The 12,355-nt window shown below is 46.9% G+C and carries 8 protein-coding genes and 1 tRNA gene; 5 read left to right on the forward strand and 4 right to left on the reverse strand.

From position 1 onward, the window contains the following. Nucleotides 1-193: 193 nt before the first annotated feature. The 3 genes from KDM89_RS12295 to KDM89_RS12305 all read right to left on the reverse strand — a co-directional run bounded on the left by KDM89_RS12295 (nt 194) and on the right by KDM89_RS12305 (nt 3,881). Nucleotides 194-283: transfer RNA gene (locus KDM89_RS12295), tRNA-Ser, on the reverse strand. Nucleotides 284-375: 92 nt separating this feature from the next. Next, nucleotides 376-840 carry a rhodanese-like domain-containing protein gene (locus KDM89_RS12300; protein WP_212688222.1) on the reverse strand — a complete coding sequence of 155 codons (465 nt, stop codon included), beginning with the start codon at nt 838-840 and terminating at the stop codon, nt 376-378. Between the two features lie 80 nt (nt 841-920). Beyond that, nucleotides 921-3,881 (reverse strand): EAL domain-containing protein, encoded by a 2,961-nt coding sequence (locus tag KDM89_RS12305; RefSeq protein WP_212688223.1) that lies wholly within the window; start codon nt 3,879-3,881, stop codon nt 921-923. 740 nt (nt 3,882-4,621) lie between these two features. Here KDM89_RS12305 and glnA point away from each other — a divergent pair. The 5 genes from glnA to KDM89_RS12330 all read left to right on the forward strand — a co-directional run bounded on the left by glnA (nt 4,622) and on the right by KDM89_RS12330 (nt 10,383). After that, nucleotides 4,622-6,037 (forward strand): glutamate--ammonia ligase, encoded by a 1,416-nt coding sequence (gene glnA / locus KDM89_RS12310; RefSeq protein WP_212688224.1) that lies wholly within the window; start codon nt 4,622-4,624, stop codon nt 6,035-6,037. A 140-nt stretch (nt 6,038-6,177) separates the two neighbouring features. After that, entirely contained in the window at nt 6,178-6,672 is a 495-nt protein-coding gene (locus tag KDM89_RS12315; protein ID WP_212688225.1) for a DUF4124 domain-containing protein, read from the forward strand. A 67-nt stretch (nt 6,673-6,739) separates the two neighbouring features. Next, the gene (gene glnL, locus KDM89_RS12320) at nt 6,740-7,804 is read left to right on the forward strand and encodes a nitrogen regulation protein NR(II) (RefSeq protein WP_212688226.1); all 1,065 of its coding nucleotides are present in this window, start codon (nt 6,740-6,742) and stop codon (nt 7,802-7,804) included. Nucleotides 7,805-7,859: 55 nt separating this feature from the next. Next, the gene (gene ntrC, locus KDM89_RS12325; protein WP_212688227.1) at nt 7,860-9,368 is read left to right on the forward strand and encodes a nitrogen regulation protein NR(I); all 1,509 of its coding nucleotides are present in this window, start codon (nt 7,860-7,862) and stop codon (nt 9,366-9,368) included. Between the two features lie 187 nt (nt 9,369-9,555). Next, a complete protein-coding gene (locus tag KDM89_RS12330; protein WP_212688228.1) occupies nt 9,556-10,383 on the forward strand; it encodes an HDOD domain-containing protein in 828 nt (275 codons plus the stop codon). Between the two features lie 59 nt (nt 10,384-10,442). Here KDM89_RS12330 and KDM89_RS12335 read toward each other — a convergent pair whose 3' ends face one another. Next, the gene (locus KDM89_RS12335; RefSeq protein ID WP_212688229.1) at nt 10,443-12,050 is read right to left on the reverse strand and encodes an NAD(P)/FAD-dependent oxidoreductase; all 1,608 of its coding nucleotides are present in this window, start codon (nt 12,048-12,050) and stop codon (nt 10,443-10,445) included. Nucleotides 12,051-12,355: the final 305 nt, after the last annotated feature.

A 12,355-nucleotide genomic window follows, 5' to 3' on the forward strand; every position in this document is an offset into this window, starting at 1 on the left:
CCGTGTGCATGAGTACAGAATAATGCGCCCGTAAGGGGCGCTCAACGGGAATGCGACAGGGCGTAAAAAATCAAGGATGTAATGCAGACTGAGCAGATAAACAGGCGTTAATCTGTTCGAAGGATGTGGTGATCAGAAGTACGGGAAGATAAAACAAAAAGCCCGCTGTTTTCACGGCGGGCTTTTTTTATTCTGGCGGAGAAGGGGGGATTCGAACCCCCGGTAGGGATTAACCTACGCACGCTTTCCAGGCGTGTGACTTAAACCACTCATCCACCTCTCCAGACATTCTTTCGCGTTCAGCGAAGACCAAGACTATAGCAAAGGATGGTGAAAAAAGGAAGAGCTGTTGCGCAGCTTTTACATCAAACTTCCTTATGCACCCATCCAGGGTAATTGACGGAAGCACCATCCACCGACTGATTTACGGTGACCGGCAGTATTCTTATCGCCTTCAAAACCTTCCAGAATATCAAAACACTGCGTATAGCCAGCTTCCGTTGCAGCTTTTGCTGCATGGCGTGAGCGTACGCCGGAGCGGCACAAAAACACTATCCGGCAATCTTTGTCCGGAACGATACTGTTCAGTTGCGTCAGAAAATCCGGATTCGGCGTTCCGCCCGGGTACAAATTCCACTGCACAGCAGCGTGCTGATTCTCCGGGAGACTGACTTTACCGACCCAGTCGCGTTCAGCCTGTGTACGGACATCAATCAGTATCACGGCAGGATCAAGTTGTAATAAATTCCATGCTTCTTCAGGTGTAACGGCACCTGCATAAGGTAACTGCTGGTCAGTTGCACGTGCTGCTGCACGGCTTAAAATTTGCTGAGCGGACATATTCGTTTCCATCTGGAGATTCGGCGAAAAATAGCACAGTTAAGTCAGGAAACGTATCGCTGGTACAGCCTTTTCAGGCATCAGGCATGCAATTCTGCGTTACTGTTTCCGCGTTGTGGCAGGCTGAGTGTAGCAGATGGTTTGCCAAACAAATATCCCTGATAAGCATGACAATCCAGCGTTTGTAAAAAGCTGCGCTGAGATTCCTGCTCGACACCTTCTGCGATAACGGACAGACCCAGGCTTTTACCAAGACCGACAATGGTCCGCACAATCGCGGCATCACTTGGGCTGACCAGAATGTCGCGCACAAAAGACTGGTCAATCTTTAATTGTTCCAGCGGCAAACGTTTCAGATAAGTCAGGGAGGAGTAGCCAGTTCCGAAGTCATCCAGTGAGAAGCAAATGCCATAGGAACGCAGGATGTGCATCCGGGTAATGGTTTGTTCAATATTGTCCAGCAGTAGACTTTCAGTGAGCTCCAGTTTCAGGCTGCCCGGCTGAACATGGTGTTGCGTGACCGCTTCAAGCACGGTATCGACAAAATCATCCTGACGGAATTGTTTTGCGCTGACGTTCACTGACATGGTCATGGATGCATATGCCGGATCTGCCTGCCACAGAGCCAGTTGTGCGCATGCCTGATGCAGTACCCATTTTCCGATTGGTACAATCAGGCCGGTTTCTTCCGCAAGTGGAATAAATTCAGCAGGGGACACCATCCCTTTTTGCGGATGTTGCCAGCGCAGCAGAGCTTCAGCACCAAGCCATTTGCCAGTGCTGTTAACTTGTGGCTGGTAAAACAGTCTGAATTCATGCTGGCGCAAACCGTTTCGAAGATCTGCCTCCATTTCGGCACGTGCTGCAATAATGTTCAGCATCGCGGGGTCAAAGAAGCAGGCATTGTCGCCGCCTGCAGATTTTGCTTCGTACATCGCAACTTCGACCTGCCTGAGTAATTCTTCTGCAGATGTGTGGCTTGCTCCGAACAGCTCGATGCCGAGGCTTGCTGTCGTATGGAAATGCTGCCCTTCGATACTGAATGGTTTTTTTATTTCTTCCAGAATCTGATTGGCAATTGATTTTACTTCGATCACCGAGTCACGTATCTGATCGCTGAGGTCTTCAATTATCAGCGCAAATTCATCTCCGCCAATGCGTGCCAGTGTGTCGCCTTTGCCTGTTCTTGCCTGCAATCTTTTAGCAACGTGCTGTAAGATCAGATCACCCTTGCCATGTCCGCTGGTGTCATTAATTGTTTTGAAATTATCTAGGTCAAGGAATAGAATTGCGCCGAAGCGGTTGCTGCGGGTATTGCTGACCATTGCATGTTGCAAGCGATTGAGTAACAAACGCCGGTTTGCGAGGCCAGTCAACGGGTCATGGAATGCCAGATGTTCCAGTTTGGCTTCGGTGGCTTTTCTTTGGGTAATGTCGAGCATCGTGCCGACATAGTTGACGACATCTCCTGATTCTGAACGGATGGCGGTAATTGTCAGCCATTCAGGATAAATTTCGCCATTTTTTCTGCGGTTCCAGATTTCACCTTGCCAGACACCTTTGGATTCCAGTTGCTCCGCCATGTCTTTGTAGAAGCTGCTGCCATGAATACCGGATTTCAGCAAGTTGGTTGTTTTACCTACAGCCTCTTCGCGTGAATATCCTGTTATACGGGTGAATGCCTGGTTGATTCGTAAGATGCGGCGCTGCTCATCTGTAATCACAATACCTTCCTGGCCTTCAAATGCGATCGCTGCGATACGTAAGTCATTTTCGACACGCTTACGGTTTGTGATGTCTTGTGTTGTGCCAATTAGTCGCGGGCCGTCAGCAGAGTGAATTTCATATGTGAGTTCGGAGTGAACCCAGCGTACTTCGTCGTCGAACATTAAGCGATATTCAGCAGACGCAGCTTCGCCAGCGCATGCTCTCTGCCAGCACTCAGCCACTTTGGATCTGTCGTCCACATGCACCTTACTGAGCAAAGTTTCTTTGTTGACTGAGGCTCCCGGATCCAGTCTCCAAATACGAAAAGCTTCCTCCGAACCTTTAAAGTACGCACCCGACAACGGTGCACTCCAGTTGCCAGTATGTGAAATTGCCTGAGCACGTTTCAAATCCTGCTCTGTTTCGGCCAGTTCGCGGGTGCGTTCTTTCACCAGGTTGTGCAACTGCTTTTTTTGTCCCCAGTTAGTCGCCAGCATGCGGATCAGGATCGTCAGCATCAGGCTGAGAATAAATCCGACAAGATAGCGCCCGTGGTGCAGTATTGGATTGGAATTGCCTGTCTGCTTCAGGTCAAAATACCACTCAGTGTTAGGCAAAGAGAACCGATGGCTGACTGCAGGGTTGCCGCCGTAACCTTCGCTGCGATGGATGACCTGCACTTCGCCATCATGAGGCTGTCGTCGCCAGATCTGATACTCATAACCCCGTTGACTAAGTAAGGGTACTTCTGTGCTGGCGATCAGTTTATCCATCTCAATCACGACCGAAATGAACCCCCAAAAGCGAGCATCACCCGCTTCGGAAGGTAAAAAAACCGGCAATCGCCCGATCAATCCTGTTTTTCCAACCAGCAGGGGCAGCGGCCCGGCAAGTGTCAACTGCCCGCTTTTCAGTGCAATCCTTGATTCTGTTTCATGCTTTGGGTTGGTCAATAAATTGAGGCCAAGTCCAACATCGCCGCGCTCTTTTGGGATAACGACGCTGGTAATGCCACCCGGTGCGAGATAGATAGCCGCAACGCCGGGGTAAAACGGAATCAGTGCATTTGCAAATTGTTCGAACTGTTGTGCTTCGCCATGCTTTTCTTTGATATGTGCTGCAACAGCATAGCTGACCGCCAGATTTTCACGAATACGGCTTTCCAGTGCATGCGATTGCATGATAGCGATTTCTGAAAGCGCTGCCGCCTGCTCAGACTTTTCCGCCTGGTCGAGTTCTGTAACCCATACAATGTTTGCGCCCAGCGCAATAATAAAAATCGTGGCTGTTGAAATGCGAGGGTACTTCAGCAGCAGATTCAGCAGAAAAGACATGTCCGTAAGAGCATTTTTCGGTTGAGTCAGCGACCTGCTTTGTTAGCTGAATTGCTGTAAGTAAATTTCTGACTCAATTGTAAGTGGTGTATTCAGAGCTTTGTCGGATGCAGTGAAGTGAGATATTGTCCGACATGTACTAGACGGTGTATTGATGCAACGCAGACATGTCTGACTTATGCAGAGTGTCCGAATAGACATTAGGATTGGGTAATCATACCGGCAATGTTGATTTACGGCAATAATCTGGATTTGGAGCCCGATAACACAATAAATCCGGCACGGCATCAGAGTCAATCTGACTCAATTCGAAATTTCATTGAGTGTGAGGCAAATCAAGTGCACGTTAATTGACTGGGAATATTCTCAGTCAGTTCCATGGATTTCTGGGAATCCGAAAGGGTGAGCATGATTGCTGATATGCGCATCAATTTGGTGCAATTGTTGTTGGTGCACTGAAATTGTGCGTGCTATTTGTTCTATTGAATTGACTTGCCATTTATTGGTGCGCAACTACTTTAGTGTGATTTGACCATATGCGAAAAATGCACTAAAACAGCTGGGATTTCTTTATGATTGACTGCGCAAGTTCAATTTTGTGCATCATGTTTGCTTGGCATAATTCATGCTTAGATATTCGCATATTGTAAGCAGTTGGTAGTAAATATCGGGTTAGACGTTCACCGAAATATCCCGGATCATTTTTCACTGTATTTTTTCGCTCGACAGAGGAGTTTCAAATGGCAATGACCGCCGCAGATGTCCTGAAAATGGCAAAAGAAAATGAAGTCAAATTTATTGACTTCCGCTTTGCTGATACACGAGGCAAAGAGCAACACGTGACAATTCCGGTTTCTCAGCTGGATGCTGATAAATTTGAAAGCGGCCACGCATTCGATGGATCTTCGATCGGTGGCTGGAAAGGTATTGAAGCCTCTGACATGCTGTTGATGCCAGACCCGAGTACTGCGAATATCGATCCATTTATGGAAGAAACGACCTTGTTCATGCAGTGTGACGTTGTCGAGCCTTCTGATGGTAAAGGCTATGACCGCGATCCTCGCTCTATCGCTAAACGTGCAGAAGCTTATCTGAAGTCTTCCGGCATGGGTGACACAGCCTACTTTGGTCCTGAGCCAGAATTCTTTATCTTTGACAGCGTTCGCTGGAATGTTGATATGTCTGGCTGCTTCGTAAAAATCGATTCCGAAGAAGCTTCCTGGTCTACAGGTGAAAAATTTGAAGGCGGTAACTCTGGTCATCGTCCAGCGGTTAAGGGTGGTTATTTCCCTGTTCCTCCGGTTGATAGCTTCCAGGATATGCGCTCTGAAATGTGCCTGATTCTGGAATCGTTGGGCATTCCTGTCGAAGTGCATCACCACGAAGTAGCTGGTGCAGGTCAGAACGAAATTGGCACCAAATTTTCTACTCTGGTAGAGCGTGCAGACTGGACGCAGAACATGAAGTATGTGATCTGGAATGTTGCGCACAGCTACGGCAAAACGGCAACTTTTATGCCGAAACCGATCGTTGGTGACAACGGCTCTGGTATGCACGTACATCAATCTGTTTGGAAAGACGGTAAGAACCTGTTTGCTGGCGATGGTTATGCTGGCTTGTCTGACTTCGCACTGTATTACATCGGTGGTATCATCAAGCATGCAAAAGCACTTAATGCGATAACCAACCCTGGTACGAACTCGTACAAGCGCCTGGTTCCAGGCTTTGAGGCACCGGTGAAACTGGCATACTCTGCCCGTAACCGCTCTGCATCGATCCGTATCCCTTATGTTGCGAATCCTAAAGCTCGCCGCGTAGAAGCACGCTTCCCGGACCCGCTGGCTAACCCGTACCTGTGTTTTGCTGCGTTGCTGATGGCTGGTTTGGACGGCGTTCAGAACAAAATTCATCCGGGCGAAGCAGCAACTAAAGATCTGTATCACCTGCCGCCAGAAGAAGATAAACTGATCCCGACCGTTTGCTCTTCTTTGGAAGAAGCTTTGGAAGCACTGGATAAAGACCGTGAGTTCCTGACGCGTGGTGGTGTATTCAGTGATAGCATGATCGATGCTTACATTGAACTCAAAATGCAGGAAGTTCAGCGCTTCCGCATGACAACTCACCCTGTTGAGTTTGATATGTACTACTCTCTGTAATCATTTGATTGCGGATTCTTCAGAAGGCGGGTTTCGACCCGCCTTTTTTATTTCCTGTATTTGTTACGGCTGGTAAAGGCAATTGTGCCGCAAAGCACCTTCGCATACACTTAAGGCTTGTTGACTAACCTTTTTTCAATATGAAGTACGGTTATTTTCTGCTTTTCGGATTACTCTTGCTGCAAAAAGTCGCCTTTGCTCAGACGGAGGTGTTTCTGTGCGTCGATGAAAATGGGAAAAAAGAATACAAAAATACCGGGGCAGTGAAAGGTTGCAAACGACTCGATTTACCTGGACTGACTATTTCTCAGCCTGCCCCCACTCCACCATCTGCTGCACCAAAAGTTGCTGCTGCGAAGCCTGCATCCAGTCCGGCAGGTTTCCCTAAGGTTGATGAGTCTACCCAAAAAAATCGTGATGCTGATCGTCGTCAGATTTTGAATGATGAGTTGCGTACAGAAGAGCAGAAACTTGCTGAACTCAGGAAGGAATTTAATAACGGTGAACCGGAGCGCCGGGGAGATGAGCGTAATTACGCAAAATATCAGGAAAGGGTTGCTCTAATGAAGGACAATATTGCTCGTACTGAAAAAAATGTTGAAGCACTTAAACGTGAAATCGGAAATTTAAAATAACAATCCGGGCATGATGTTTGCGTAGAATAAAAGGTCGCGAATAGCGGCCTTTTTTTATTGTTTAATCATGACTATTTCATTTGACGGCCTCGATTTACTTGCTTCTGCAGTCCTTATCTGCAATGAAGACGGGAACATTGTTTTCGCTAATACTGCAGCAGAGTCGTTGCTTGATTGCTCTGTAAAGCTATTAAGGCAACAAAGCTTGCGGGATATTTTTCTTAATCCAGAGGAGCTTCTTGCCGTATTTGAACAGGCCAAACAACATATATTTGCAGATAAGCGACTAGATCTGACTCTCGAACGATCTGCAAAAGACGTATTGCATGTAAGAGCAATTGTCACGCCTTTGGATGATGCAGTTACCCCTGTGCTGATTGAACTTCATCAGAATGAGCAGCAACTGAAACTTGATCAGGAGGAGCGCATGCTTGATCAGAACAGAGCGAATAAAGAACTGATTCGTAATCTGGCTCATGAAATCAAGAATCCTCTTGGAGGCATTCGTGGTGCAGCACAACTTCTTGAGTTGGAGTTGCCTGAGCGTCAACTCAGGGAGTTGCGAGAGTATACGCAAGTTATTATTAAAGAGGCGGACCGTTTGCAGACCCTTGTGGACAGGTTGTTGGCGCCGCACCGCGTCCCGCATATCGTCGGTGACGTGAATATTCACGAGGTTTGTGAGCGTGTACGCAGTTTGATGATGGCGGAGTTTCCGCAAGGACTCACGATTCAGCGTGACTACGATTTATCTATTCCGGAGTTTAGGGGAGATAAAGAGCAGTTGATTCAGTCAGTTTTGAATATTGCACATAATGCGGCGCAGGCATTGTCTGAACAGATTCGGCAGGGCAATGCTTTGCTGGTTATTAAGACTCGGGTTGCTCGACAGATTACACTGGCAAAAGTCAGACACAAGCTGGCATTAGATTTGCATATCATCGACAACGGTCCCGGCATATCCCCTGAGATTAAAAGCAGAATGTTTTATCCGCTAGTTTCGGGTAGAGAGGGGGGGAGTGGTCTTGGCCTGACTCTCGCTCAGACTTTTGTTGCTCAGCATATGGGAGTAATCGAATGTGAGAGCCGGCCAGGAATGACGGATTTCAGAATTTTAATTCCACTTCCCTGACACATTAACGTTGCCGAATACAACATTCAATTAATCAATTTGAGAAGAATATAAGATGAAGCCAGTCTGGATTGTGGATGATGATGACTCTATTCGTTGGGTCCTTGAGAAGGCGCTAGCCCGTGAAAATCTTGTCACCAAAAGCTTTACTAATGCGCGCGATGCTATGTCTGCCTTGCAGACAGAGTCTCCTCAGGTCCTTGTTTCTGATATCAGAATGCACGGCGCTTCAGGTCTTGAGCTTTTACAGGTAGTTAAATCAAAGCACCCTGGCTTGCCCGTTATCATCATGACGGCATTTTCGGATTTGGATTCTGCCGTCGCGGCATTTCAGGGAGGTGCTTTTGAGTATCTTGCAAAACCCTTTGATCTGGATAAAGCCGTCGAATTGATTCGCCGTGCATTGGAGGAAAGTCTTCGCGAAACAGAGTCGGAACAACAAATTTCAGAAGCGCCCGAGATACTTGGTCAGGCTCCTGCGATGCAAGACGTATTTCGTGCGATTGGTCGATTGTCGCAATCCAACGTTACCGTATTGATTACTGGTGAGTCGGGTAGTGGTAAAGAGTTAGTGGCACGTGCACTGCACAAGCATAGTCCCAGGTCTGGTCAGCCATTTGTTGCACTGAATACGGCTGCAATCCCAAAAGATTTGCTCGAATCAGAATTGTTTGGTCACGAGCGAGGCGCCTTTACCGGGGCACAGACTACCCGTCGCGGGAGGTTTGAGCAGGCGGAGGGAGGAACCTTATTTCTTGATGAGATTGGGGATATGCCATTTGATTTGCAAACTAGATTATTGAGAGTTTTATCGGATGGACATTTTTACAGAGTAGGCGGACATCAGCCTTTAAAGGCAAATGTCAGGGTGATTGCCGCTACGCATCAGAATCTTGAACAGCGTGTGCGTGACGGATTATTTCGCGAAGATCTCTATCACAGGTTGAATGTTATTCGACTGCGATTGCCAAGTCTTCGTGAGCGAAAGGAAGATATTCCGGTACTCGCACGTTTTTTCCTGGCAAAAAGTGCTAAGCAACTTGGCGTGGACGTAAAGAAGCTAAGTGATACAGCAATACATTATTTGTCATCACTCGAATTTCCGGGGAATGTCAGGCAGTTAGAGAATTTATGTAACTGGATCACTGTTATGGCGCCGGGGCAGTTGGTTGAGGTTGCTGATTTGCCATCAGATCTCACCAAGGTCGAAGATTCGCTAGTTGCAGTCGCTGTGCAAAATGTGTCGCAAGAACATCCAATTGTCAGTCAATCTGAGATGCCGGTGCAAGTTTCACACCTTCCGGTCATAGCGTCAGATACTCATGCGTGCACCTGGTTTGAAATGCTTGAAAGTGAGGCTGCAGCGATGCTGTCTTCAGGGGAGCCTGAGGTCATAGTACAACTTGGAAAAGTATTTGAGGCTACTGTTATTAAAGCCGCTCTACGACACACTCACGGCAGGAAAAACGAGGCAGCTATTAAACTAGGAATAGGTCGAAACACGATTACTCGTAAAATTCAGGAGTTGAATATATTGGGCGTTCGAGAGGAAGGGGATATCTGAAAAGTTAATTTATGCTGATGGTTGGCTGCAACGCTTGGTAAAACATTTTTAAAAATGGTTACCTGTGCAGAAATAACAGAGTATGATTTTTTGAAAGAGTGTTTGTTTCAAAAGCAATGTTATTGAGAAGCAGTATGATTTTTGCATTCAATTTACAGGCAGTCAGCTAACTTTCAGGAGTCGCCTTATGAAACTCGAAGCACTGTTGCAGCAACAAAACGCGCTTCCATCTATCCCCAAAGTTGTTCAGGAAGTGATTGATAGTTTTAATAATGACAGTGTCTCAATTGATGAGATTGCTCGTAAACTTTCTGCTGACCAAGTGCTCAGCGCGAAACTTTTGCGCCTCGCTAACTCGTCGTATTACCACGCATCACGTAGTGTTGGCACGGTAGATGATGCTGTGCTAATGCTTGGATTCATGACTGTTCGCACGCTTGTGGTCAGCAGTGGGCTGACGGGTGGATTTAAGGCTATGCCTGGTGTTGATCTTAAGCAATTCTGGCGTTACAGTCTAAATACTGCTGTGGTAGCTAAATGGCTTGCGCGTCAGCTTCACAGTAATTCAGATTTTGCATTTACAGTTGGTTTGATGCATGCAATTGGTCAGTTAGTGATGCACGCTGGTATGCCTGAGCAAACCTTGCAAATTGATAAGATTGCAGGACCACTTGACTCCCGCAGGGTTGATGTTGAAAGAAACTCTTTCGGCTATGATTTTTATGATGTCGGGGCTGAACTCGCAAAGCGTTGGCGTTTCCCTGAAAATTTTAGTGTAGCAATTAAAGGTAGTTTTGATCCTTTGGGTCAAGATTCTTTTGAGCCCGTTGCAGCGATTGTGCATATTGCGAGTTGGTGTGCCAGGGCTGGTGAATCTGGCTTCAGTTCGGAGGAGAAAGAAGCTACGTTCCCGATTGAGGTTGCTTGGAAGCTTGGCATTCAGCCGGATCGGATTCTCAACGAAATGCCCCCAGTTTCTGAGCTTGCTGAAGGACTGCAGGAACTCATTTCTTAACAGGAAATGGCACTGGTTTTGCCAGTGCCATTTCACTTATTGCAGAGTGTTTTGAGGGCTTATATTTTTCCTTCGATGCTTAATGCAACTGCTTCAGCAACTTTGATACCATCGATACCTGCAGACATAATGCCCCCAGCGTAGCCTGCACCCTCACCAGCCGGAAATAACCCCTCTGTGTTAATGCTTTGCAAGGTTTTATCATCCCGTTTGATTCGAATTGGTGATGATGTCCTCGTTTCTACTCCCGTCAGTAAGCCATCTTGCATCGCGAAGCCACGAATTTTTTTGTCAAAAGCCGGAATGGCTTCTTGAATTGCCTTGATTGCAAAATCTGGCAGTGCTTTGTGCAGATTTCCTAGTGAAACTCCTGGCTTATAAGATGGAATGACGCTGCCAAACTCCTTAGACTCCCGGCCATCCAGGAAGTCGCCGATGAGCTGACCTGGGGCACTATAGTTTTTACCACCCAGTTCAAAGGCCTTTGATTCCAATGCGCGCTGGAAATCTATTCCGGCCAATGGATGCTCCGGGTAGTCCGTTGGTGAAATTCCGACCACAATTGCGGCGTTTGCATTTCTCTCGTTTCTTGAATATTGACTCATGCCATTGGTAACCACACGATTTGGTTCTGAGGTTGCAGCAACCACTGTTCCACCCGGACACATGCAGAAGCTGTAAACGGAGCGACCGTTGGAAGCATGGTGTACCAATTTGTAATCTGCTGCTCCGAGGATTTTATTCCCAGCATTTGGTCCGAATCGAGCCTGATCAATTACGGACTGTGGATGTTCAATTCGGAAGCCGATTGAAAAAGGTTTTGCTTCGACGTAAACCCCTTTCTCATGAATCATCTCGAATGTGTCGCGTGCACTATGCCCAATCGCCAACACAACATGAGTTGCCGGCAGAAAGTCGCCATTATTAATATGGAGGCCACTAATTTTCCCATTAGTGATTTCTAGTGAGTCCACTTTTTGCTGGAAGCGAATTTCGCCACCAAGTTCCTCAATGCGGTGGCGCATTTGTTCGATCATCTTAACAAGGCGAAATGTGCCAATATGCGGCTTACTGACATACAAAATTTCTTCTGGCGCACCGGCTTTCACAAACTCAGTCAGCACTTTTCTCCCATAGTGATGGGGATCTTTAACTTGACTATAAAGTTTTCCATCAGAAAATGTCCCAGCACCACCTTCACCAAACTGGACATTCGACTCGGGGTTGAGCTCTCGTTTTCGCCATAAGCCCCAAGTATCTTTTGTGCGTTCGCGAACTGTCTTGCCGCGTTCAAGCACAATTGGCCGGTAGCCCATCTCGGCGAGAATGAACGCGGCGAAAAGGCCACATGGGCCAAACCCGACGACTATTGGTCTGGCTGCACCGCTCCCCGAAGCTCTTGCCACAAAATGATAACTAGTGTCGGGTGTTTGGGAAATTTTTGGTAGTTGAGAAAGTTTTGGCCAGACGTCATTTTCGTTTTTTAACTCAACATCGATTGTATATATTAGTACAATATCAGCCTTTTTTCGTGCATCGTAGCTCCGTTTAAAAACGTTGAAATTTGTTAGATCAGAAGCCTTTAATTTGAGTGTTTGAAGCACCGCTTGCTTTAATTCATCTTCAGTGTGATTTAGCGGAAGTGCCAGATCTGTGATTCGGATCATGTGTAGCTCCCCGACTGTCTATGTCGGAATAAGTTGAGTAAGGCCTGTATTTTACTCTTTGATGACCGAATCAGATGCGCATGAGTTTGGTATAAATTCTTGGCAAAAGGTATTTTGAGTTAAGGGGTGTTGACATCGGGTGTGTGAATCGTCATAATCTCGCTTCTCTGCTGCTGATGAACACAACGCTTCGAAGCGATAGCAGAAAAGAATACAGTTCTTTAACAACCAACAGCCAATAAATGTGGGCACTTAATGAGAGCGAACCGGTTTTGCCGGGAAGCTTAAAACATATGAAGTGCTCG

The sequence above is a fragment of the Cognatundibacterium luofuense genome, assembly GCF_018139685.1.
Classification (GTDB): Bacteria; Pseudomonadota; Gammaproteobacteria; order Burkholderiales; family Burkholderiaceae_D; genus Undibacterium; species Undibacterium luofuense.

What these genes read in the sequence shown, in the direction of transcription:
- KDM89_RS12315 (WP_212688225.1), top strand. Translation starts at nt 6,178, where the DNA reads ATGAAGTACGGTTATTTTCTGCTTTTCGGATTACTCTTGCTGCAAAAA.
- KDM89_RS12300 (WP_212688222.1), bottom strand. Translation starts at nt 840, where the DNA reads ATGTCCGCTCAGCAAATTTTAAGCCGTGCAGCAGCACGTGCAACTGAC.
- glnL (WP_212688226.1), top strand. Translation starts at nt 6,740, where the DNA reads ATGACTATTTCATTTGACGGCCTCGATTTACTTGCTTCTGCAGTCCTT.
- KDM89_RS12335 (WP_212688229.1), bottom strand. Translation starts at nt 12,050, where the DNA reads ATGATCCGAATCACAGATCTGGCACTTCCGCTAAATCACACTGAAGAT.
- glnA (WP_212688224.1), top strand. Translation starts at nt 4,622, where the DNA reads ATGGCAATGACCGCCGCAGATGTCCTGAAAATGGCAAAAGAAAATGAA.
- ntrC (WP_212688227.1), top strand. Translation starts at nt 7,860, where the DNA reads ATGAAGCCAGTCTGGATTGTGGATGATGATGACTCTATTCGTTGGGTC.
- KDM89_RS12330 (WP_212688228.1), top strand. Translation starts at nt 9,556, where the DNA reads ATGAAACTCGAAGCACTGTTGCAGCAACAAAACGCGCTTCCATCTATC.
- KDM89_RS12305 (WP_212688223.1), bottom strand. Translation starts at nt 3,881, where the DNA reads ATGTCTTTTCTGCTGAATCTGCTGCTGAAGTACCCTCGCATTTCAACA.